Source organism: Confluentibacter flavum (genome assembly GCF_002843175.1).
GTDB lineage: Bacteria > Bacteroidota > Bacteroidia > Flavobacteriales > Flavobacteriaceae > Confluentibacter > Confluentibacter flavum.
In genome coordinates this window covers 93,114-117,555 of the sequence record NZ_PJEO01000056.1, presented here as the reverse complement: position 1 = coordinate 117,555, position 24,442 = coordinate 93,114, and the positions used below count along the sequence as shown (strand labels likewise).

Annotated in this window: 22 protein-coding genes; 18 read left to right on the top strand and 4 right to left on the bottom strand. The window is 35.3% G+C overall.

Annotated features, from left to right (window positions below; all coding sequences use genetic code 11):
• Positions 1-4: 4 nt before the first annotated feature.
• The 5 genes from speB to CSW08_RS16825 are packed head-to-tail and all read left to right on the top strand — an operon-like array spanning position 5 to position 3,058.
• Complete coding sequence (gene speB, locus CSW08_RS16845; RefSeq protein WP_106661090.1) at positions 5-946, top strand: agmatinase; 942 nt, start codon at positions 5-7, stop codon at positions 944-946.
• Positions 936-1,913, top strand: coding sequence for a deoxyhypusine synthase family protein (locus CSW08_RS16840; RefSeq protein WP_106661089.1), 978 nt, complete (start codon positions 936-938; stop codon positions 1,911-1,913). The genes speB and CSW08_RS16840 overlap by 11 nt, the downstream gene beginning before the upstream one ends.
• 29 nt (positions 1,914-1,942) lie before the next feature.
• Positions 1,943-2,389 (top strand): hypothetical protein, encoded by a 447-nt coding sequence (locus CSW08_RS16835; protein ID WP_106661088.1) that lies wholly within the window; start codon positions 1,943-1,945, stop codon positions 2,387-2,389.
• A 15-nt stretch (positions 2,390-2,404) separates the two neighbouring features.
• Positions 2,405-2,635, top strand: a complete 231-nt coding sequence (locus CSW08_RS16830; RefSeq protein WP_106661087.1) for a hypothetical protein — start codon at positions 2,405-2,407, stop codon at positions 2,633-2,635.
• A 12-nt stretch (positions 2,636-2,647) separates the two neighbouring features.
• Complete coding sequence (locus CSW08_RS16825) at positions 2,648-3,058, top strand: VOC family protein (RefSeq protein WP_106661086.1); 411 nt, start codon at positions 2,648-2,650, stop codon at positions 3,056-3,058.
• 23 nt (positions 3,059-3,081) lie between these two features.
• Here the strand turns inward: CSW08_RS16825 and CSW08_RS16820 are convergent, their stop codons facing one another.
• A complete protein-coding gene (locus tag CSW08_RS16820; RefSeq protein ID WP_106661085.1) occupies positions 3,082-4,470 on the bottom strand; it encodes a mannosyltransferase in 1,389 nt (462 codons plus the stop codon).
• Between the two features lie 321 nt (positions 4,471-4,791).
• Here CSW08_RS16820 and mce point away from each other — a divergent pair, with 321 nt between their 5' ends.
• The 8 genes from mce to scpA all read left to right on the top strand — a co-directional run bounded on the left by mce (position 4,792) and on the right by scpA (position 14,324).
• Positions 4,792-5,196 (top strand): methylmalonyl-CoA epimerase, encoded by a 405-nt coding sequence (mce, locus tag CSW08_RS16815; RefSeq protein WP_106661084.1) that lies wholly within the window; start codon positions 4,792-4,794, stop codon positions 5,194-5,196.
• Between the two features lie 37 nt (positions 5,197-5,233).
• Positions 5,234-6,793 (top strand): acyl-CoA carboxylase subunit beta, encoded by a 1,560-nt coding sequence (locus tag CSW08_RS16810; RefSeq protein WP_106661083.1) that lies wholly within the window; start codon positions 5,234-5,236, stop codon positions 6,791-6,793.
• Entirely contained in the window at positions 6,793-7,155 is a 363-nt protein-coding gene (locus CSW08_RS16805; protein WP_106661082.1) for an OadG family protein, read from the top strand. Before CSW08_RS16810 ends, CSW08_RS16805 begins: the two co-directional genes overlap by 1 nt.
• A gap of 32 nt (positions 7,156-7,187) precedes the next feature.
• Positions 7,188-7,607 carry a biotin/lipoyl-containing protein gene (locus CSW08_RS16800; RefSeq protein WP_106661081.1) on the top strand — a complete coding sequence of 140 codons (420 nt, stop codon included), beginning with the start codon at positions 7,188-7,190 and terminating at the stop codon, positions 7,605-7,607.
• An 85-nt stretch (positions 7,608-7,692) separates the two neighbouring features.
• The gene (locus CSW08_RS16795) at positions 7,693-9,012 is read left to right on the top strand and encodes a sodium ion-translocating decarboxylase subunit beta (protein ID WP_106661080.1); all 1,320 of its coding nucleotides are present in this window, start codon (positions 7,693-7,695) and stop codon (positions 9,010-9,012) included.
• Positions 9,013-9,060: 48 nt separating this feature from the next.
• Positions 9,061-10,347, top strand: coding sequence for an acetyl-CoA hydrolase/transferase family protein (locus CSW08_RS16790; RefSeq protein WP_106661079.1), 1,287 nt, complete (start codon positions 9,061-9,063; stop codon positions 10,345-10,347).
• A 30-nt stretch (positions 10,348-10,377) separates the two neighbouring features.
• On the top strand, positions 10,378-12,195 hold the full coding sequence (locus CSW08_RS16785) for a methylmalonyl-CoA mutase family protein (protein WP_106661078.1): 1,818 nt from the start codon (positions 10,378-10,380) through the stop codon (positions 12,193-12,195).
• On the top strand, positions 12,192-14,324 hold the full coding sequence (gene scpA, locus CSW08_RS16780; RefSeq protein WP_106661077.1) for a methylmalonyl-CoA mutase: 2,133 nt from the start codon (positions 12,192-12,194) through the stop codon (positions 14,322-14,324). Before CSW08_RS16785 ends, scpA begins: the two co-directional genes overlap by 4 nt.
• An 83-nt stretch (positions 14,325-14,407) precedes the next feature.
• On the opposite strand, the gene CSW08_RS16775 is transcribed toward scpA, so the two are convergent.
• Both CSW08_RS16775 and meaB read right to left on the bottom strand, forming a co-directional pair.
• Positions 14,408-15,157, bottom strand: a complete 750-nt coding sequence (locus CSW08_RS16775; RefSeq protein WP_106661229.1) for an acyl-[acyl-carrier-protein] thioesterase — start codon at positions 15,155-15,157, stop codon at positions 14,408-14,410.
• 34 nt (positions 15,158-15,191) lie between these two features.
• A complete protein-coding gene (gene meaB / locus CSW08_RS16770) occupies positions 15,192-16,199 on the bottom strand; it encodes a methylmalonyl Co-A mutase-associated GTPase MeaB (RefSeq protein WP_106661076.1) in 1,008 nt (335 codons plus the stop codon).
• A 227-nt stretch (positions 16,200-16,426) separates the two neighbouring features.
• Between meaB and CSW08_RS16765 the strand changes: the two genes are divergently transcribed.
• Positions 16,427-19,054 carry an ATP-binding protein gene (locus CSW08_RS16765; RefSeq protein ID WP_106661075.1) on the top strand — a complete coding sequence of 876 codons (2,628 nt, stop codon included), beginning with the start codon at positions 16,427-16,429 and terminating at the stop codon, positions 19,052-19,054.
• Here CSW08_RS16765 and CSW08_RS16760 read toward each other — a convergent pair.
• The gene (locus CSW08_RS16760) at positions 19,038-19,718 is read right to left on the bottom strand and encodes a LytR/AlgR family response regulator transcription factor (RefSeq protein ID WP_106661074.1); all 681 of its coding nucleotides are present in this window, start codon (positions 19,716-19,718) and stop codon (positions 19,038-19,040) included. The genes CSW08_RS16765 and CSW08_RS16760 overlap by 17 nt on opposite strands.
• A gap of 108 nt (positions 19,719-19,826) precedes the next feature.
• Between CSW08_RS16760 and CSW08_RS16755 the strand changes: the two genes are divergently transcribed.
• The 4 genes from CSW08_RS16755 (at position 19,827) to CSW08_RS16740 (ending at position 24,431) form a co-directional block, all read left to right on the top strand.
• Positions 19,827-21,347, top strand: a complete 1,521-nt coding sequence (locus CSW08_RS16755; RefSeq protein ID WP_106661073.1) for a vanadium-dependent haloperoxidase — start codon at positions 19,827-19,829, stop codon at positions 21,345-21,347.
• 9 nt (positions 21,348-21,356) lie between these two features.
• Complete coding sequence (locus tag CSW08_RS16750; RefSeq protein ID WP_238987301.1) at positions 21,357-21,809, top strand: doxx family protein; 453 nt, start codon at positions 21,357-21,359, stop codon at positions 21,807-21,809.
• Between the two features lie 140 nt (positions 21,810-21,949).
• Positions 21,950-22,891, top strand: coding sequence for a transporter (locus CSW08_RS16745; protein WP_106661072.1), 942 nt, complete (start codon positions 21,950-21,952; stop codon positions 22,889-22,891).
• Between the two features lies 1 nt (position 22,892).
• The gene (locus CSW08_RS16740) at positions 22,893-24,431 is read left to right on the top strand and encodes a vanadium-dependent haloperoxidase (RefSeq protein WP_106661071.1); all 1,539 of its coding nucleotides are present in this window, start codon (positions 22,893-22,895) and stop codon (positions 24,429-24,431) included.
• Positions 24,432-24,442: the final 11 nt, after the last annotated feature.

The window sequence follows — 24,442 nt, the reverse complement described above, 5'->3', positions numbered from 1 at the left end:
AGCAATGAAAATTAAAACCTACGCGGGAATTCCAGAAGAATTCGCAAAATTAGAAAGCGCAAAAGTAGTATTAATACCAGTGCCTTATGAGGGAACAGGTGCTTCGCAAAGTGGAGCAAGTAAAGGCCCAGAAGCATTTTTAGAGGCTTCAGAAAACATGGGGCTTTATGATATTGAAACAGCTACTGAAGTTTATAAACAAGGTATATTTTTAGCAGATGCCGTTAAAGAAAATAGCTCTACTGAAGCTATGGTAAAAGCAGTTCATGAAATCACTAAAAAATACATTAAAAGAAATAAGTTCGTAACCATTTTTGGTGGTGAGCATTCCGTATCCATTGGAACTATCAGAGCTTTTAATGAAACGTTCAATAATTTAACGGTTTTACATTTAGATGCCCATGCCAATTTAAATAAAACCCATAAAGGGTCTTCATTTAATAGTGCTTGCGCAGCTTACGAAGCCAGTCAAACAACGAATTTAATTCAAGTCGGTATTCGTTCTATGGATGTTATGGAAAAAACATTCATGGATGAGGAAAAAACATATTTTGCCCATGAAATGGCTGTGGATGATACTTGGATGGACAGTGCTATAGACCAAATGACCGATAATGTTTTTATTACGTTTGATGTATCTGCTTTAGATATTTCCATCATGCCAAATAGTGGAAACCCACAACCTGGAGGCTTGTTTTGGTACGAAACTCTGGATTTCTTAAAACAAGTTTTTGCTGAAAAAAATGTTGTAGGTTTTGATATTATGGAATTTTGCCCAAATGAACATAACAAAGCGTCGGATGCTTTAGTGGCCAGACTTTATAATAAAATGCTTAGTTACAAATTTCAGGATGAAGATGCAGGAGATAGCTACGATAATTCATTCGATAATTCATTTGTAAATAAGAGTAGTAATTCTAAATTTGAAGAAGACGATGACTACTAAAGGACCCATATCACAATTCATAGAACATCATTATTTACATTTTAATGCAGCGGCTTTGGTTGATGCAGCAAAAGGGTATGAAACACATTTGCTAGAAGGTGGAAAAATGATGGTCACCTTGGCAGGCGCCATGAGTACGGCAGAGCTAGGTAAGTCGTTGGCAGAAATGATTCGTCAAGATAAAATTCACATTATATCTTGTACAGGTGCCAATCTTGAAGAAGATATAATGAATTTGGTAGCACACAATTCATATAAACGGGTGCCTAATTATAGGGATTTGTCGCCGCAGGAAGAATGGGATTTATTGGAAAATCATTATAATCGCGTTACCGATACCTGTATTCCAGAGGAAGAAGCATTTAGAAGATTACAATCACATTTATATAATATTTGGAATAAAGCGGATAAATCAGGAGAACGTTATTTTCCGCATGAGTTTATGTATCAAATGTTGAATTCGGGTGTTTTAGAACAGTATTATGAGATTGATCCGAAAGATTCTTGGATGGTTGCTGCAGCCGAAAAAAACTTGCCCATTATAGTGCCAGGATGGGAGGACAGTACTATGGGAAATATTTTTGCTTCTTACTGTATTAAAGGGGAATTTAAAGCATCTACTACTAAAAGCGGGATAGAGTATATGATGTGGTTGTCAGATTGGTATCCAAAAAATTCAACAGGGAAAGGTGTTGGCTTTTTCCAAATTGGCGGCGGTATTGCTGGTGATTTTCCAATATGTGTTGTGCCAATGCTTTATCAAGATATGGAAATGCACGACATCCCTTTTTGGAGTTATTTTTGCCAGATTAGCGACTCTACAACAAGTTACGGATCTTATTCTGGTGCCGTGCCAAATGAAAAAATTACATGGGGAAAACTTGATATCAATACCCCAAAATTTATAATAGAAAGTGATGCAACTATTGTGGCTCCTTTAATATTTGCTTACCTTTTGGGTATGTAAAAAAAATGCTATATTCAAACTTTTGATAAATGAAAAACAGAAACGACAATTTAAAGCGAGTTATCGTAGACTTTAAAAAGCTAACCCCAGAAATTTTGGCTTTATTGGTTGAAAAATATCCTGATGGTTATGACGAAGATCAAATTATATCATTCAAAAACGCTAGTAATGAGATCATTGAGGCTGTTGAAGTAACGACTAAAGATACTAAATATTTAGTAAAGGTTAGTAAAAAACTAGCCATAACCATGGAGAATTATGATGAGGATGATTATGGTGATTTTGCGACTGATGATCCAGATGCTATTCAAGATCCAGAATTAGCCATTGAGGCAGATGACGATTTAGATACCGACGATAGCGATGATGTGGATGATACGAAATTAGACAAGGATGTTGATTTAGACGATGCTGATGATTTAGATGATTTAGATGAAGAGCCAATTGATGATGACGAAGACGACGATATAGATTAAATTTTTTTCAGTAAAATGGAAACAGCTGTTTTTAAGTCTTACGAAAACGGTTATTATACGTTTTTGTTTGATAATGGTGAGGACATGATTTTTGAAGAAGTCCATCCTCGTGTTTTAAAACAATTTGATTTAAAAATTGATTCATCTCTTGTTGGGAAGGAATTTAGAGTATCTTTTGTAGAAGTTTTTGATGATGGCGATGAAGATTTTTTAATTTACAGAATAGAAAGTTTAAAACCACTTTAAATATAAAGATTTATGGTTACATCATTTCATATGTCATTGCCTTGCCTTAGTGTAAGGGATACCAAAAAATTTTACACGAGTATTGGCGCTTCCATAGGAAGATCGACACAAAGTTGGGTGGATATCAATTTATTTGGTCACCAAATAACGTTTATTAAAGCAGGAAAATTTAACTTCAATAGTCCAAACTATGTATTTGAAGGCAAAATTTTACCATCATTTCACTTCGGAGTAGTAATTGATTTAGATGCATGGAATGAGGTTTACGCAAAGTTTAAAGATCAAGATTTAGAATTGGTTGATAAAACCACATTTCTAAAAGATAATATTGGTGAACACACCTCCTTTTTTGTAAATGATCCAAATGATTATATGCTAGAATTTAAAAGTTTTAAAAATCCGTCAGATGTCTTTAAATCCTAGTTGATTCATGATATATTTATAAATCAAGCTGCCTTTATGGTGGCTTTTTTTATGAAAACTTCCCAAATAAACACACTATAAACGATTAAATATTCTAAAGCTATTATCCATAGATTCTCTGTTTCATTTTGGTTGCTATAAGCTAAATAACTAAGTATAGCAACACAACTCCACACCAAAGGAAATTTATACTTTGTAAAAACAGATAATGCTAAAAGCGTCGAGATATACCAAGGATGTACAGTTGTTGCTGTGAAGTAATAAAAAGATAAGACTAAAAGCATCGAGGTAATTAACTGAACCGTTGTCTTGTTTTTTCTGAAAAAAGTTAAAATTAAAACAAATAAAATAACAATAAATGGGGTTGCTCTTCCAATGGTATCAATTTCGTTGTAACCTCTAAATAAGTAGCCTATTTCTCTTGCGATATAATATAAACTGGCGTTAAACTCAAATTGGTGAAACCACAAGCCAATGGTTTTCGAATAATTATTTATAAATCCTGAAAAATAAAATGGGACAAAAAACAGGAGTACAGTTAGACCAATTATTAGATAATAAGAAAGCAATTTTGTCAATTTTTTAAAATCAGGAATCCATTTCACATTATTAGAATCATCTTTAGCAAACCACTGATAAAACAAGGGTAAAAACATTAAAGGAATTAATTTTACTGAAATTGAAAGCCCTAAAATAAAAGCAGCAAACAGCCATTTACCTGTGTGCAGTAAATATAAACTCCAAACCAAAAAGAAAATCATAATCCCTTCAAAATGAAGATTGCCAGTTAATTCAATAATAATAAATGGGTTTAATACATACCAAAACATATTGTGAATAGGTAATTCTAGTTTTTCAAGTAGTTTTTTCCCAAAATAAAGGGTTCCAAAATCCGCACAAATTATAATGAATCGTAAAATCATTACAGACCCTAAAATACTTTTTCCGGCAAATAATCCCGCCAAAGCAAAGCAAAATTGATTAATAGGAGGGTAATTGGAAAAATGACTTCCGTTTAACACACCCATGCCACGAAATAATTCTTGAGATTGCCATACAGGGAGTTCTCCTTTTTGAATAAAGAATTCTACCGAATGCACATACGGATTAATTCCTTCAATAATCAATCTGCCATCCCAAATAAACCTATAAAAATCTTGTGATAGGTTGGGTATAGCTAGAATAAAAGCACATCTAAAACCAAAAGCGATCCAAGTTAATAATCCAATGTGATGTTTAAATATAGTAACAAGCTTGTAAAACAAAAAAAACAAAGCAGTGTAAAGCATTAGAAGCTTTGTGTAATCGCTTCTCTCTAGGTAGTAAGCAAAAGAAACATAGAATAAAAAACTAGCTAGCACCAAGAGTAAGGGTGCTTTATAGAGTTTAAAAAAGGAGCTATTTGAAAGCATTTTCAAATATAAGATTAATTGTTTGGCATATTTTAATCGAAAAGAATTTCTCGACGCTTAGCGTCGGGTTTCCGTTGAAATTGTCATTGACTTCGTCGAATCTTCGATTTCTCGTGAAATCGTAAGATTCATGAATTCTTTTATTATAAAAATATTAAGTAATGAATAAAGCGGGAATCCAAATAAATGCCACTAAAACGTTGTAGTTTAAATTAATTGGGAATATTATATAATACATGACTTCTGTCATAATTTAGGTAGTACCCTTACTTTAATTTTGACATGTTATTTAAAGATAAAATTCAGTTAAAATCATAGATCATGGATATTTCCCACATTGAACATATAGGAATTGCCGTTGAAAATTTAGAAGATTCAATTAAATATTATGAAGATGTCTTAGGCATGACATGCTATTCTATTGAAGAGGTTGTTGATCAGAAAGTGAAGACAGCCTTTTTTTTGGTAGGTACTACAAAAATTGAATTGCTTGAGAGCACCTCGCCCTATGGGCCCATTGGCAAGTTTATTGAGAAAAAGGGTCCTGGCATTCACCATATCGCCTTTGCTGTTAAAAATGCAACCGATGCTTTGAAACTAGCAGAAGAAAGAGGTGTAACACTTATAGATAAGGTATCTAGAAAAGGAGCAGAGGGATTGAATATTGGGTTTTTACATCCAAAATCCACGTTGGGCGTGCTTACGGAATTATGCTCAAAAGAGTAAAACATTGAAAAAAAATAGATAAGCAAATAATATACAAATGGCAAATCAAGATAAAATTAACGAGCTCATTGAGAAAAGAGTAAAAGCAAAGTTGGGTGGAGGTATAAAACGTATAGACTCTCAACATGCTAAAGGAAAACTAACTGCCCGAGAAAGAATAAATATTCTTTTAGACGACGATAGTTTTGAAGAGTTTGACATGTTTGTTACACATAGAACAAAATCTTTTGGATTGGATAAAGAAATCTATCTATCGGATGGCGTTGTAACAGGTCATGGCACTATAGATGGTAGAATAGTGTATGTATTCTCCCAGGATTTCACGGTGTTTGGAGGTTCACTTTCAGAAACCTATGCTTTAAAAATTTGTAAAGTCATGGACATGGCCATGAAAATTGGGGTGCCCGTAATTGGACTTAATGATAGTGGAGGGGCGAGAATTCAGGAAGGTGTAAGGTCTCTTGCTGGATATGCCGAAATTTTCCAAAGAAATATCATGGCTTCTGGAGTCATTCCTCAAATTTCTTCCATTTTAGGCCCTTGTGCCGGTGGTGCCGTATATTCTCCAGCCTTAACAGATTTCACGATTATGACAGACAAAACAAGTTATATGTTTGTTACGGGGCCAAAAGTGGTGCAAGCTGTAACGGGCGAAGTCGTCACTGCGGAACAATTGGGAGGCGCTCATATCCATTCCACCAAATCTGGAGTATCACATTTTTTGGCGGATAACGATGAAGAAAATTTAATGCTTATTAGAAAATTATTAAGCTATTTGCCATCAAATAATCTTGAAGAGCCACCCACCATTACTACTTCAGATCCCATAGACCGATTGGATGACATATTAAATACCATCATTCCAGAAAATTCAAATCAAGCTTATGATATGATTGATGTGATTTCAACCATTACAGATAACGGCGAATTTTTAGAAGTTCACAGAAATTATGCTCGAAATATTGTTGTGGGATTTGCTCGTTTTAATGGTCGTTCGGTTGGTATTGTTGCCAATCAGCCAAAATATTATGCAGGTGTTTTAGATAGTGAATCGTCAAGAAAAGCGGCCAGATTTGTTCGTTTTTGTGATGCGTTTAATATTCCCCTAGTAACCTTGGTAGACGTTCCGGGATTTTTACCTGGTACTGGACAAGAATACGGAGGCATAATTCTACATGGTGCCAAATTATTGTTCGCTTATGGAGAAGCAACTGTTCCGAAAGTAACTATAACACTCCGTAAGTCGTATGGTGGGGCTCATGATGTTATGAGCTGTAAACAATTACGTGGCGACTTAAATTATGCATGGCCAACGGCTGAAATAGCAGTCATGGGCGCAAAAGGAGCTGTAGAGGTTTTAGAAGGTTCAAACATCAGTAAAATTGAAGATGAAGTAGAAAAGCTTCATTACATCGAGGAGAAAGAAAATGAATATAATGCCAAGTTTGCCAACCCTTATGTAGCTGCTAAATATGGCTTTATTGATGATGTTATCGAACCAAGAAACACACGGTTTAGAATTATTAGGGCTCTAGAATTATTGGCTAATAAAAAAGAGGTGAATCCACCTAAAAAACACTCAAATATCCCATTATAATGACACGCGTACTATTATATACAGATCCACTAAGTGAAGGGTACATTATTCTAATTACAGGCTTATTAATTGTTTTTAGCGGCTTGATTCTTCTAACTGTGTTTTTTAAATACGGTTTACCAATTATGCTCTATATCTATAAAATAATTACCAAAGGAAGAGATAAAAAAGTTAAAGATATTTCCCCTAAAGTTAATGAGAAATTTACCGGAGAAATTGCTGCGGCTATTTCTGTTGCTATTCATCTATATCTAGATGAACAACACGATGAAGAAAATGCCATATTAACCATTAAGCAAGCTAGAAAATTATATTCTCCTTGGAGTTCTAAAATATATAGTGCTTATAGAAATAGACTTTAGCTCAAGAATTTTTAAATTTTATAAATAAGACCATGAAAAATTTCACATTCAGGATAAACGAAAATAATTACGGAGTTAAGATTCTTTCACACGAAAATAATACGATCGAATTAGAAGTTAATGGAACTTCCTATTCTGTAAAAATGAAGGAAGAAATAAAAAAGGTAAAAACACCAACATTGGTTCGCAAGCCAGCCAATGCCGCTATTGAGCCAGTAAAGATAAATCCTGTGTCATCAAGGGCTAAAATCATAGCGCCCATTCCAGGAGTGATACTATCTATTAATGTAAAAGTAGGAGATACGGTTAAAGAGAACGATTTATTATTGGTTCTTGAAGCCATGAAAATGGAGAATAGTATTGCTTCAGAAAAATCCGGTATTGTTACAGCTATTAATGTGGCTGTCGGACAGCAAGTGTTGCAAGGAGAAGTAATGATAGAATTAGAATAAAATAGTAATATCATTTCGAATAAAATGAAGTCGTTCTAAAATTAGTGATTCATTTTTATACTTCGAAATGACCAAACAAAAGACAATGAAAAAAGTAATATTAATTTTTGGAATTCTATCACTGCTCATTTTTATAAAACCTGTATTAGGATTTAGCTCCAATACTACAAATACGTCAGTATCAGCTTCGGTTTCTCAAGTAGAAAACACGGTTGAAGAAACCTTTGTTGACGGGGCATTAGATGGGATTAAGGAGTTTTATCACTTCACAGGTTTTGCAAATGCGCAAACGGGACATATCATAATGATTTTAATAGGTATTATTTTTATATATCTGGGAATTAAATTTGATTATGAGCCTTTGCTTTTAATTCCCATTGGCGTAGGTGTCATGCTTGGGAATATACCTTTTGTAGCAGGCTACCAAACGGGGATTTATGAAGAAGGATCTGTACTCAATTATCTTTATTTTGGTGTGGTAAAAGGGATTTATCCACCACTTATTTTCTTGGGCATAGGCGCTATGACGGATTTCTCGTCGCTTATTGCCAATCCTAAATTAATGCTTCTAGGGGCAGCGGCTCAAATCGGGGTATTTGCAACATTTTTAGGAGCTCTTTACTTAGGGTTTAGCCTTCCAGAAGCTGGTGCGATTGGGATTATTGGTGGTGCCGATGGACCAACGGCTATCTTCTTATCTTCAAAATTAGCCAATGGTATTAATATTCTGCCAGATGGAACAACCGTTAAGAATTTAATTGGCCCAATAGCCATTGCTGCCTATTCGTATATGGCATTAGTACCTGTTATTCAACCGCCAATCATGAGATTGTTGACTTCCAAAAAGGAGCGATTAATAAGAATGAAACCTCCAAGAGCCGTGTCTCAAAAAGAGAAAATGATTTTCCCAATAGTCGCTTTGTTACTAACCACATTTATATCACCAAGTGCTTTGCCGTTGTTAGGGATGCTGTTTTTTGGAAACTTATTAAAGGAATCTGGCAGAACAGAACGACTTGCAGAAACTGCCCGTACTAAATTAATTGATATTGTTACTATTCTTTTAGGTGTTACCGTTGGTGCATCAACACAGGCCGATATCTTTATTACTAAAGATTCTATGATGATATTTGGTTTGGGTGCACTATCATTTGTTATAGCAACAGCTGGTGGCTTACTTTTCGCAAAACTCATGAATTTATTTCTTAAAGGCGATAATAAAATAAACCCACTTATTGGTGCATCTGGTGTTTCTGCAGTTCCAGATAGTGCTAGGGTTGTACATGCTGAAGGTCTTAAAGCAGACCCTCACAATTACTTGTTAATGCACGCTATGGCACCAAATGTTGCCGGAGTTATTGGTTCGGCAATTGCTGCAGGTATTATTTTAAGCTTTTTAGGATAGTTAAATAATATAGGTTTAAGAAAAGATAAATTTTAAAATTTAGAGACGATGGACTTACCAAATAAAATGACAGCTGATGAAGCTGTAAAATTGATAAAATCAGGAAATAGAGTATTAATTCAAGGCGGTTCTGCAACACCACAAACGCTTATTAGAGCCATGGTTGCTAGGGCTTCAGAGTTAAGAGGGGTAAAAATTGTACACCTGCATACCGAAGGTGAATGCGGTTATATAGCTCCAGAATTAAGGGATAGTTTTCATACCAGTGCCTTTTTTATAGGAGGCAATATTAGAAAAATGATTGGCGATACGGCTGATTATATTCCTATTTTTTTGAGTGACATCCCTAGTTTATTCCGTGAAGGATATATGAATTTGGATGTTGTATTAGTGAATGTATCACCACCAGATAAACATGGATTCTGCTCTTTAGGAGTTTCCGTTGATATTGTCATATCGGGTATCGAACAAGGAAAGAAAGTGATTGCGCAGATAAATCCGAAAATGCCACGTACATTTGGGGATGCCATTGTGCACATTAAGAATTTTGATGCTTGCGTTGAGGTTGATGACGATATTTATGAAATGAAATTGGCAGCCCCTTCCGAAGAAGAAAAAGCGATTGGTAAGCACATTGCTGGGATTATTGATGATGGTGCCACTTTGCAAATGGGTATTGGTGGTATTCCAAATGCCGTTCTATCATATTTAATGAACCATAAAAATTTAGGGGTTCATACCGAAATGTTTTCAGAAGGCATTGTGGATTTAGTTGAAAAGGGCATAGTAAATGGCTCTCAAAAAAAGGTTAACCCATATAAAATAGTATCAGGATTTGCTATGGGAACCAGACGCTTATATGATTTCATGGATGACAATCCGGAAATTGAAATGTTGGATATTGCTTATGTTAATGACACTTCCATCATTCGTCAAAATCCGAAAGTGACAGCCATCAATTCTGCTATAGAAATTGATGTTACAGGACAAGTTTGCGCCGATTCCATTGGTACAAAAATGTTTTCTGGAGTAGGAGGTCAAATGGATTTTATGCGTGGTGCTGCATTATCGAAAGGCGGAAAACCCATCATAGCGGTAACTTCCACAACATTAAAGGGCGTTTCTAAAATTGTACCCACGCTAAAATTAGGTGCTGGTGTTGTTACAACCCGCGCCCATGCCAGATTTGTTGTCACAGAATATGGCGTAGCCGAATTATTTGGAAAAACCTTAAAACAACGTGCAGAATCGTTAAGGGATATAGCGCATCCAGATCATAGAGAAGCATTGGATATTGCTATTTTCGAAAGGTTTGGAAGCAGCATCATCGTCTAAAATATTGAATATAGTTTAATATACATCGTTATGGGAACTAATAAGAATACACTTTTTTCGGACTTCAATCCTGTTACCAAACAGCAATGGATGGATAAAGTGAATATAGATTTAAAGGGTGAAGATTTCAATAGAAAATTGGTTTGGAAACACTTAAATGGTATAGATTTTCAACCTTTTTATAGTGCGGAAGATACACTAGAGTATCTCACCAACACAGGTGAAAACGCACGGGTTTTAGTCAATTATAGAACCATTCATGTTTTATCCGCCGAAAGCGGTAATAAACAAGCTTTAAAAGCGATTAATGAAGGTGTGACTGGAGTTATTTTCGATTTAAAAGAAAATGTATCTGTAACCAAGCTTTTAAACAAGATTAATATTAATGAGTTAGCGGTGTCCTTTATTTTAAACGAAAACGCTATTGGTTTTGTGAAAGATTTCTTTGATTTTTCAGATCAAAATGTCACCAATAATAAAAACCTTAGAGGGTATTTTGATTTAGGAATAGTCTCTAATTATGTCACAACAGGGCATTACAACATGCTTCGATTCGAAATGCTGAAGCATTTGGTAAACTTATCAAAAGAGTATCCAAATTTTAAGGCCATAACCATTTCAGGTACTGCATACTTAGATTCAGGTTCTAATCAGGTTCAAGAAGTAGCTTACACTTTAAATTCCTTAATTTATGTCATAGAACACTGTTTGGAAAGGGACATTGACATAGAAGCTGTTTTTGATAATCTTCATGTGGAATTAGCGATAGGTTCAGAATATTTTATTGAAATTGGTAAGTTTAGAGCTTTTAATAGCTTGTTGCATGAGATCGCTAAAACCTATGGTATTTCAAATTTCACACATACATTAACGGGGAAAACAGCTGTTTGGAGCAAATCCATTACCGATGCACATACTAATTTATTGCGCGCCACTACCGAAACTATGTCAGCAATTTTGGGGAATGTTGATGGTGTTTTAATTGATGCCTACGATATGGAGTTTAATGATCCATCCGATTTTTCAACTAGAATTGCTAATAATATTACAACCATTTTAAAAGAAGAATCTTATTTTGGTAAAGTGGCAAATCCTGTGGATGGGTCATATTATATTGAGAAAGTCAGCACAAAAATAGCTGAAAAAGCCTTAGAACTTTTTAAAGTTATTGAAGCACAGGGCGGATTTTATAAGGCTTTTGAAAGTGAATTTATTCAACAACAAATAGCCCAAATACGTCAAGAGAAAATAAAATTAATAAGTCAAAGGCGTTTACCAATGGTTGGGGTTAATAAATATCCAAACCTCATGGAAACAGTGCCGTCCAAAGTGCTTTCGGCTGGAGCTAACGTCAATTCTAAAGTATTAATTCCTAGAAGGGCATCTTTAGAAATTGAAGCGATAAGAAAAGTTACGGAGCAAATTGTTGAAGAAACTGGAAAGCGGCCTACAGTTGAACTTGTAAGTTTCGGCAATCTAACTATGCGTAAAGCCAGGGCTGCTTTTTCTTATGATTTTATGGGTGTTTCAGGTTTTGAAATATGGCAAGAAAAAAGTTATGACAGCGCCAAGCAAGCCGCTGGACGTAGTGCCTTGACAGAATCAGATGTGGTTGTTATATGTAGTTCAGACCCAGATTATACTGAAAGTGCTTTATTATTTATAGAAACCTTTAGGGATATTAATGCAGATAAAGTACTTTTATTAGCAGGAAATCCTGTTGACATCATGAGCGCATTAACTGATGCAGGTTTAGATGGATGCATTCATATAAAATCGGATGTGATACACACCATTTCAGGTGTTCAGGAAAAAGTTCAAAAAAACATTAAATCATTACAGTTATGAGACGTGATTTTTCAGATCTAAAATTACATACTGTTGCTAAACAACGGTCCACATATTCAGATCATCAAGATATTTGGAATACACCCGAGGGTATTCCTGTTAAAACACATTTTTCAAAAGAAGATATAGCACACGCAGAACATTTAAATTTTGTTGCGGGCTTGCCACCATTTACACGAGGCCCTTACAGCACCATGTATGTATCTCAGCCTTGGACCATTCGTCAATATGCAGGATTTTCAACAGCTGAAGAATCCAATGCATTTTATAGAAGAAACCTGGCTGCGGGTCAAAAAGGGTTGTCCGTTGCATTCGATTTAGCAACCCATAGAGGTTACGATTCCGACCATCCACGTGTTACGGGCGATGTTGGAAAAGCTGGTGTTGCCATCGATTCTATTTTGGATATGGACATTTTATTCGACCAAATTCCGTTAGATAAAATGTCGGTTTCCATGACCATGAACGGTGCCGTTTTACCCATTATGGCGTTTTACATTGCAGCAGCAAAAAAACAAGGTGTGGCGTTGGACCATTTAAGTGGAACTATTCAAAATGATATTTTAAAGGAATTTATGGTGCGCAACACCTATATCTATCCACCATTACCATCCATGAAAATTATTGGTGATATTTTTGAATACACCACCAAATACATGCCTAAGTTCAACTCCATTTCCATTAGTGGCTACCACATGCAAGAAGCTGGAGCGACTGCCGATATTGAGTTGGCATACACCTTGGCCGATGGTATGGAATATATTAGACGCGGATTGGCTTCAGGTTTAAAAATTGATGAATTCGCCCCTAGGTTGTCATTTTTCTGGGCGGTTGGGATGAACCATTTTATGGAAATTGCAAAAATGCGTGCAGCACGTATGCTTTGGGCAAAAATCGTTAAACAATTCAATCCTCAAAACCCGAAATCTATGGCGTTGCGTACCCATAGTCAAACATCTGGTTGGAGTTTAAGTGAGCAAGATCCTTTTAATAATGTTGCCAGAACCTGTATTGAAGCCATGGCTGCGGGTTTAGGAGGCACGCAATCGTTACACACTAATGCGTTGGATGAAGCCATAGCATTGCCGACCGATTTTTCTGCAAGGATTGCGCGTAATACCCAAATTTATATTCAGGAAGAAACACAGATTACTAAGTCCGTTGATCCATGGGCAGGCTCTTATTATGTAGAATATTTAACTCAGGAAATTGCCAAAAAAGCTTGGACTTTAATTGAAGAAGTAGAAGAACTGGGCGGTATGGCAAAAGCCATTGAAACAGGTGTTCCTAAAATGCGTATTGAAGAAGCTTCGGCACGTAAACAAGCACGATTGGACTCTGGACAGGATATTTTAGTGGGTGTGAATAAATTTAGAACCAATGAAAAATCGAATATCGAGATTTTAGAAGTTGATAATTCTACGGTCAGATTGTCCCAAATAGAGCGTTTAAAAAAATTAAGAGCTAATAGAAACCAAGATGTTGTTGATGCTAATTTAAAAGCATTAACAGACTGTGCCGAAACAGGAACAGGTAATTTGTTGGAATTAGCTGTTGAAGCTGCCGAAAATTTTGCAACTTTAGGGGAAATATCCGATGCTTTAGAAGTTCATTTTGGTCGTCATAAAGCAGATACTAAATTAATAAGTGGTGTGTATAGTAAAGAAGTAAACAACGATCATACATTTGTTAAAGCACAACAAATGGCCGATAAATTTGCAGAGATTGAAGGGCGTCGCCCAAGGGTTATGATTGCAAAAATGGGACAAGATGGGCACGATAGAGGCGCCAAAGTAGTCGCTTCCAGTTTTGCCGATTTAGGTTTCGATGTCGATATGGGACCCTTATTTCAAACGCCAGAAGAAGTCGCAAAACAAGCCATTGAAAACGATGTGCATTTTGTAGGAGCTTCTAGTTTGGCTGCCGGACATAAAACCTTGATTCCGCAATTAATTGAAGAACTGGAAAAACTGGGAAGACCAGATATTATGGTATTTGCCGGAGGTGTTATACCAGAACAGGATTATAATTATTTATTGGAACGTAAAGTGGCTGCCATTTTTGGACCTGGAACTGTGATTTCCAAAGCCGCTATGTCCATTATGGAAAAATACTTAGAACAAGATTAATAGCTTAACGTTCAACATGAATACCCCACTTGAGTTGTAAAAAAACCAAGTGGGGTTATTTATTATAAAGCAATATTGTCTTTTTAATTTTTTCTCCAAAATGTTTTGGCATTGCCACAAACTATATCGCTCCCTTCAATTTTTATGGTATGCATAAAAGAAAGATCCTTCATGTCTTTTGTTAAAGATAAAATATGGTCACCATATTGAGCTTCTGCAATAAAGCGACCATCCAAAACATGTAAATGGTAATTATCTACAATATCTTCAGGCAGGGATTCAATGACCCATTGTAAATACCTAATGTTGTTCACGTGTTTATTCATGTCGGTGTCAAACCTATTGACTTTGAATTTTTTTATATGGCTTGCTGTGTATGTGGTTTCAATTTTTTTCTTGATATTTTTGACAATGGATTCTTCGCTATAACATGGCCATTTTTCTTTAATGTCATTAAAAATAGGAATTGGCTTCCTTTTTTCAATATCGAAGAAAACCCACAAACCTTTGGCGCGACCTATGATGTTGTGGTGTTTATCAAAAATGATATTCTCTCTATATCCTTTAATGGAGGAATAGCTTGATAACCAGGTTCTAATCGTGATTTTTTCCTTGTAACTAGGATAGCGGTCTATTTGCAAAATGCCAGACACTAATACCCATCCAACATTTTTTTTATTCAGATCAAATAAACTATGATTTATGGAGTAACAATGGTCTGCTGCTGTTTCTTCTAATAATGCTAAAATGATGGTAGGCGTTGCCAAACCCAATTTATTCATTTCTAAATATCTTAGCTCAAATTCTTTGTCAAAATAGTGTTCAAATGTCATTTTCATTTACATTCAAAACGTATGAATTGATCTTTTATTCAAAAGACTTCTTAAATGTTTCAATAATATCTTGTGCCGCTTTTACAGGCGATATTTCCGAAGCGATGATTTGTTTTTCTAAAGCAGTTAGCTTGCTGGCAATATCTTTTGAACCATAAAAAAGGTGTTTTAATGCTTCGTTTATATTGTTGTACATCCATCGAATTTTTTGATGGTTTCTGTTTTTATTGAAATACCCATTTTTAACAACCAATTCGGTATATTTTGTAATCTCGTCCCATACAGCATCAACACCTATGTTTTTTGTAGATGATGCTGTTGTTACCACGGGCATCCAACCAGATTCCGACTGTGGAAAAATATGTAATGCGTTTTGGTATTGTAAACGTGCCAACTCGCTTTTTTTAATATTATCGCCATCGGCTTTATTAATAACCACCATGTCTGCCATTTCCATGATGCCTTTTTTAATCCCTTGAAGTTCGTCGCCGGCACCAGCCAACATTAAAAGGAGGAAAAAATCGGTCATGCCATGAACTGCTGTTTCAGACTGTCCCACACCAACCGTTTCAATTAAAACAACATCATAACCAGCTGCTTCACAAAGTAACATGCTTTCGGCAGTTTTGTTGGCAACACCACCAAGGGTGTCACCAGAAGCCGACGGTCGTATATAAGCACTCTCTAAAGTGCTTAAGGCTTCCATACGGGTTTTATCGCCCAAAATACTGCCTTTAGAGCGTTGGCTACTTGGGTCTATGGAGAGAATGGCAACCTTATGACCTTGGTTAATGATGTGTTTTCCAAAAACTTCAATAAATGTGCTCTTGCCCACACCAGGGACACCCGTAACACCAATGCGAACAGAATTGCCTGAGGCTGGTAAGATAGCTTGAATAATATCTTTGGCAAGTAGTTTATCGCTTTCTAAATTGCTTTCTATAACGGTAATAGCTCTAGACAGAATAACCCGATTTCCACTTAAAACTCCATCAATATAAGCTTGTGCGGTGAGTCTGTTTTTTGCTTTGTAGTTTGTCATTCAGTGGTAAAAATTACATTTATAAAGATACTGATAAAGTAAAAAATTGCCATGTAAAATGGGGTGTTTTTTAATTAAAATGATATAAGTAAAATAATAAAAATGGGTGCAAAACAATAGGTTTGCCTGGCAATTATTAGTTTGCTTAACATATTATCTAAAAAATCTTTACTTTAACATGATTTTTAAAACTTGCATTACAATTATCAGTCTAAATAACTATCTAAATGAAAATTAGGCATTCTATAGTTACCCGTTTCGCCTTATTTTTTACCGGGTTAATTATATTTTCCATACTCCTTTCTGGATATTTGGTGTTTAATAATGCCTCTAGGGTTATTGTTGCCTATTCTAAGGAGCGTATTATGCACACATCCGAACTGGCAGAGCAATCATTTTATGCTCTATTGAATGAGGTTTCCAACGATATTGCAGTAATATCCAATAGCCCAACACTTAAAAACTACATCGTTGAAAATTCTAATAAAACAACCAATGATGTTAATGAGCTGTTTGAGGTAACACTTAAAAATAAAGCATCTTATTTTCAAATTAGATTGATAGGTACTGAAAATAATGGCAAGGAAATCATTCGATTGGATAAAATAAATCAGGAAATACTCATTTCCAATAATCTACAAGAAAAAGGTAACCAAGAATATTTTAAGGAAGCCATAAATATGAATAAAGGCGATTTTTATTTTTCTGAAATAAATTTGAATGAAGAATATGGCGTTATTAGCGAACCTTTCACCCCTACGTTAAGGGCGGCAAGTCCCATTTTTGATGCCAGCAATACCGTAATAGGGATTGTTATTATAAATGTAGATTTAACAAAACTGTTTGAAACGTTAAGCAAAATATCAGGTAACGAATTTAAACTTTACTTAATAGACCACAACGGGCAGTATTTATATTCGCCAATAAAATCACAACGATTTGGAGTGCAAACAAAAACCAAATTTAATTTTTATGACGATTTTAAACTAAAACCAAACCTTATTTTAAATGATGGGTTTAGCCAATTAAACGAAAAACTGAAAGGGGATGTACTTAGTTACATTAAAGAATTAACCTATTTTAAAGGCTTAAGAACATTGTATTTGGTGTCTACAATCGAAGATAATGTGCTTATGGCAAGCGCGTCGGTTGTTCGTAAAAACAGCATACAAACGTTGCTTGGTGTTTGTTTGCTTTCTATTTTAATATCATGGTTTTTTGTTAGATTTTTTTCTAAAAAAATCAATAAGATTACAGAAGCGATTAGTAATTATGATAAAGGAATAGACAATAATATAGAGCTTCCTATAAATAGAAAGGATGAAATTGGTGCTTTGGCATTAACTTTTAATAAAATGAAAGCCAAAATAGACTCCCAAGTTAATGCCTTGCAAACATCGCTTAAAAAAGAAAAAGAAGCCAGAAACCAACGTGATGAATTTTTGCAAAACATGAGTCATGAAATGCGAACACCACTGAATGCTATTTTGGGACTCACCAAATTACTGCATAAAAACGCCCCTACGGAGGCGCAATTGCCCATTATAAATACTCTGGAAAGAACCTCAAACAGTCTTGCCGGTTTGGTTTATGATGTGTTGGACCATAAAAAACTAACCGAAGGCAGAGTGCATATTACCCACGAACCCACCACTATTGATGAACTTTTAAAAGATATTTACGCAACCTATCAATATGAGGCCATTCAAAAGGGATTGATATTTACTTTGAATATTGATGAAAAGCTTAAGAATCAATCTTTCTTAACAGATGCTTTAAGACTGTCGCAAATTGTTATAAACTTGGTTGTAAATGCCATTAAATATACTCAGGAAGGCACAATTAATCTTTCGGCGAAACTGATTAAAGAAAAAACATTTTCTTTATTGGAAATAAAAGTAACGGATACAGGTATAGGCATACTTCCTGAAAATATTGATAAAATAAACGATCGGTTTTTTAGGGAAAAAGACGATTTATCTGGAAGATATGGTAGTTACGGATTGGGCTTATCAATAGTAAAACAGTTAACAATCTTGTTTGGCGGTACTTTAAAAGCGGTATCAGAAAAAGGAAAAGGCTCAGAGTTCAACGTTAAAGTCCCTGTAATTGCTGCATTAAAAAATAAAACGAAAGTGGCGGATAAAATCATTGTATACCCAAAATTAAAAAGGGAATATAAAATGCTTCATATTGAAGACGACTTATCGACTTTAGAATTGGTTTCATACATTTTTGATGATGATACCATTCGTTTAATCCAGGTGAACAAATGGAATTTGGTTAATGAAAGTATTAACCAAAATAAACCAGATATTATAATAAGTGATTTAATGCTTGAAAACGAAAATTTATCTTCAAAGCTTCTTGATTGGATTTCAACTAATAAAGTAATATGTCCTATTTTATTGGTTTCTGCCACCGAGCCAGAAGTTATGTCGCAAATAAGTGGGTTGTATTTTCAAAAACCATTTAACATAGATTATTTAAAAGATACCGTATTCAAATTATTGGGAAGCCATGAATATTCAGTTCCCGATTTTTCGAATATTTATAGCAATTATGATAACAATTCAAGTAAGATCATTAAGGTATTGAAACTCATTGAAGAGGAATTTGAAACTTATATGAAACGAATTGATACGGTTGTTGAAAGTAAGAATGAAGATGAATGGGACGCTATTTTACATAAACTGATTGCCCATATCAATAATTTAAAATTACTTTCGCTTTCTGAGGCTTTACCCAAAAAAGTGAAGGCAGTAACCAGTGGCGATTTAGAAAAAATACATAATGTGTTTGCTTACTATATGTGTTGTATTCGGGTTGAAATTCAAATTAATTTAAAAGATTGATTTTTGTAAGCAATTCTTTTTCATAACTCTGGCTAACAGGAATGTAATCTTTGCCCATTTCAATAACGTTATTATTTATAAAATCTATCTTGTTTAAATTCACAATATAAGAACGGTGAACACGGAAGAAAAATTCAGGAAGTTTGGACTCGAGGTCTTTTAAGGTCATTAAAGTCAATATCTTTTTGTCGTGAAGTACAACAGAAATGTAATTTGCTTCAGATTTAAAATAAATGACCTCACTTAATTCAATTTTAACCAATTTATTTCCATCTTTTATAAATAATCTGGATTCCTTTTCCTTTTGCTTGGAAACATAATTTTTCGCTTTTTGAAATGCTTTAAAGAAGCGCGGAAAATCCACAGGTTTAACCAAAAAATCTACTATCTGATTGTAATTATAAGATTCGGCTCCAAAAGCTTGGTAGGACGTTATCATGATGACAGCCGAATTTGCGCCAATAATCTCCAATATGTCTTTACCAGTTATGTCGGGTAAATTAAAGTCTAAAAAAATCAAATCAAAATTATGCCTGTTAATAAGATTGATACATTCAAACCCCGAAGTTGTAGTGGTAACACTCGTTATGTCGTCAATTTTGCTACAAAAATGTTCAATCAAATCACAAATTAAAGGGTCGTCATCAACAATTAGGCATTTCATAATTCATCCAGTAATTTACATATTTCGTCAAGCAATATACTTAATTCGTATAAAAAATAGGTTTTGTTCTGAATTAAAGTTTAATATTGAATACTAAACTACAACTAAATGAAACTAAAACTAACATTTTCAGCTATTGCTTCTATTTTATTATTAGCAGTTACAAGCTGTAAAACTTCACAAAAAGACTCTGTATCTCTTGTAGAAAATCAAAAGCCAATTGAAGGCGAACCAAAAGGGGCTGACAACGTAGCGTATCAATGGGCCTACATGGTCATTGAAGGGACAGCCAATGATACCGAAAAATTTAAGCCAAGACCTACTATTTCATCAAGGTTTTTAGGTTTAATATTTACATCTATGTTTGATGCTTGGACCCGTTTCGACGAGAAAGCCACCCCACTTTATTTAAAAGATATTGAACGTCGCCCAGAAAATGAAAGAACATTAAAAAACAAGGAAATCGCTGTTAGTTATGCGGCTTACAGAGCTTTAAAGGAATATTATTATTCTGATAGCTTGATGTTCACCAATAAAATGAAAGAACTAGGGTTAGATCCCCACAATACGTCATTAGATCCAAACACGCCAGAAGGCATTGGTAATCTTGCCGCAAAAATGGTGATTGAGGCAAGAATGCACGATGGTTCTAATCAGTATGGAGATATTGAAGGGTCTAACGGGAAGCCTTATTTTGATTATACAGGTTATAAACCAGTAAATGATGCTGATACTAATGTGGATATTGATAGATGGCAACCAAAATATTTTTCTGATGGTAAAGGCGGAAAATTTGCTCCAGGATGTTTAACTCCTTTTTGGCCAAAAGTAAAACCACTTTTATTGGAAACTTCCGATCAATTTCGTCCAGGTCCACCACCTATGGTTGGTTCAGAACAAATGGAAATAGAAGTTAAGGAGGTTGTAGAATTACAAGCAAACTTAACACCAGAGAACAAGGCATTGGTGGAATTTATGAGAGATGGTCCAAAGTCTGTACAACAAGCTGGCCACTGGCTTAAGTTTTCGCAAGATGTTTCAAGAAGGGATAATCATACCATAGATGAAGATGTGAAAATGTATTTTTTAGTAGAATCAGTAGCCATGGATGGATTTATAGCTTGTTGGGATGCTAAAATGTTTTATGACTCAGCAAGACCTTATGCACTTGTTCATCATTATTATAAAAATGAAGATATTAAAGGTTGGGGAGGTCCTGAAAGTGGTATGATGACCATGAAAGGGGAACAATGGCGTCCGTATTCTCCAGATGTGTTTTTATGTCCACCATTCCCAAGTTATGTATCGGGACACAGCACCATAAGTGGTGGTTGTGCCGAAGCATTAAAACTTTTTAAAGGCGACGACACTTTTGGTATTGAAGTAGAGTTAATTCCTGGTGCCCTAACTGAGCCAGACAATTTAGGAGACCCAATTACCCTTAAATTTCCAACATTTACCGAAACAGGTGAAATGGCAGGAATATCAAGAGTGATGGGCGGCTATCACATTCAAGCAGATAATATTGAAGGCTTGGAATTGGGTAGAAGAGTGGCCCGTTACAATTATAAAAAATATCTTGAACTGGTGGGAGAGAAAGATGAAAATATCGCCCAATTAAACCAATAAGGTATTAAAATGACACGTATTTTATTAAACATTAATAGGGGCAGATTGCTCGCTATTAGTATCGGCATTATATATGTATGGTTTGGATTATTAAAGTTTTTCCCAGAATTAAGTCCAGCTGACGGTCTTGCAAAACATACCATAACTTTTTTAACCTTCGGACTGCTTCCTGAAAGCATCAGTATTCTATTGCTTGCTATTATTGAAGTAGGTATTGGGTTGTGTTTATTGCTTAATTTTCAACTTAAAACAGTAATAAGTATTGCCATTATTCATTTAATATTAACCTTTATTCCTGTGCTGTTTTTTCCTGAAGTGTCATTTGCCAAAGCCCCTTTTGTACTCACATTGGTTGGACAATATATCGTTAAAAACATAGTCATTATAAGTGCCTTGTTTTTTATATATCCTATTGATGATTGCGCTAAAAACATCTCATTAAATAAACCTCTGAAATTGTGATGAATTTAAATTCTGAAAAGAGGTATATAAAGAAGTTAATAGGGTTAGGGTAGATATCCAAGTTATAAATGACTCTTAATTCATTCTTAGTGACCATTTGTTAGTGGCATTAATTAAGTACAATTAAAACGATAATCAATATGAGTAACATTAAATATCCCTTTTGGGCTTTACTTGCCGTGCCTTTGCTTTGTGCAAAACTTAGCGCACAGACTCCAAGTGATGCCATCATGATGAACGCCGAACAAGCCTGTATTCTTTTAGAATACAACTATGGTAGTTTCGATCAATATTGGGAAGGAACATCGCTGCGTGAAAATCAAACCATTGCTACGGTAAAAAGGAATACGGTAATGCCTATGCTAGCTGTTGGGATTTTGGACAAACTCAATTTTTTTGTTGGAGTGCCATACATTAAAACAGAATCTTCAGACCCTAATGGTGGTAAATTTGCAGGAGCTAAAGGTTTTCAAGATGTCTCGGTTGCATTAAAATACCAAATCTTAAACAAAGTAAAAAATAATGGGACTTTTACAGCTTTAGCAACCGTTGGTTTTTCTACACCTATAACTAACTATCTTCCCGATTATATGCCATATAGCTTAGGACTTGGCGCACCTGAACTTTCCTATCGTGCCATAGCTCAGCATAAATGGAAAAGCGGACTTTATCTGCGGGGGGCTGCATCTTACCTGTGGCGGGGATATGCCAAAGCCGAGCGAGAGTATTATTATAATGATGGGAGTTATTACACACCTTGGATGAATGTGCCAAACGCAGTAACGTTTGAAGGCGTGGTTGGGTTTTGGGCCTTGAATAATGCTTTGCAACTGGAACTTAATTATATGGGATCCCAATCTACAAGTGGTGACGACATCAGATCCTATAATGCCCCACAACCAACCAATAATATTGATATGGATAGAGTTGGCATATTTGCACATTATTATTTTAAATCCATCAAAGGACTTGGTGTTGTGGCGTATCACAATCAAGTGGTAAATGGTAGAAATGCAGCAAAAATAAACACTACTGGTGTGGGATTAACATATTACTTTAATTATAGAAAAAAACAAAATTGATATGAAACATAATAAATATTTACTTATTTCATTGGCTGTTGTTTTCTTTTTAATCTCATGTGAGAAAGACTTGCCTACCTTTTTGTCTTATGAGAATTACGTTTTTTCATCTACTGATGAAGATGGAGGGACATGGAAACCTATTTTAATTAATAGTGGGGATGAAATAATTATTTCTGCACCTTCAGATGTAACTTCTGCAGAATACCTACAGGAATTGTCTGATTTGAAACAGGAAGTTTCGAAAAGAAGTAATGCTGAAGAGCAAGCCTTGGAATATTGGACTGACAATCCTACTATACGATGGAATGAGATTACATTGGAGCTAATAGCCAAATACAACATCATACCTGGGCCTAATGCAGACGGTACTTATACCTTACCGAATCCTAATAACCCAACAGGGCCACCGGCATTTCCATTTGCTCACCCACCTTATGCTGTTAGGGTACTGGCTTATTTGTCGGTAGCTCAATTTGATGGGTTAATAACAGCATGGCATTATAAATATACTTATAACCGACTTGCGCCTTTCAAACAAGATAGTGAAATTAAGTACGCTTATGCAGACAATAATATTCCTTCATATCCTTCTGATGGGGCAGTTCTTGCGTCTGTTTCCAAAAAAATACTGACAGCTATGTTTCCTTTAGAGGCAGAATACCTTGAAGCTAAAGAAGCGGAACATTTACGGAGTCTATTATTATCAGGAGGATACGTAGAGAGCGATATTGAAGCAGGTAAGATAATTGGTAACGAAATTGCTACAAAAGCATTAGAAAGGGCTGCTACTGATGGTATGAAAAATGCCCAAACACCCAAGCCGGTTTCTGATTCCATAGCTGCCGCAGCCTTTGATAGATTTGGATGGAAATGGATTAATAAAGAATTACCCCAACGTCCTGTAGGTCTAACCCCATTGTATGGAAAAGTGAAAATGTGGAATGTTCCAAACGTAGAATTAACCCGCCCAATACCACCGCCTAATCTTGATTCTCAAGAATATATGGCAGATGTAGAAATTTTAAAAGATTATGCCAATAACCTTACCACGGAAAGAAGACGAATTGCTAATTTCTGGCAAGATGGACTTGGCACTTACACGCCCCCTGGTCATTGGAATGAATTTACAAAAAAATTCATAGTGAAGTATAAATTGAATCCTCTCAGGTCTGCCAGAACATTTGCCTATATTAATATGGCAATGATGGATGGTGGTATTAGTTGTTGGGATGCCAAGTATTATTATCATTACCCTCGTCCAATACAAACTATAGAGGGTTTTAAAACCATTGCAGGAACCCCGAATTTTCCATCCTACACGTCTGGCCATAGTGTGTTTTCAGCGGCAGGTGCTGAGGTTTTAGCTTATATTTTTCCACAAGAGGCTACATTGGTCAGAGATTGGGCAGAAGAAGCCGCTATGTCAAGGGTATATGGGGGTATTCATTGGACTTTCGATGCTTATATTGGTACAGAACAAGGTATTGATGTCGCCCAGTATACAGTAGATGTTGCAGCAGTCGATGGTGCAGATTAAAATATATCAAA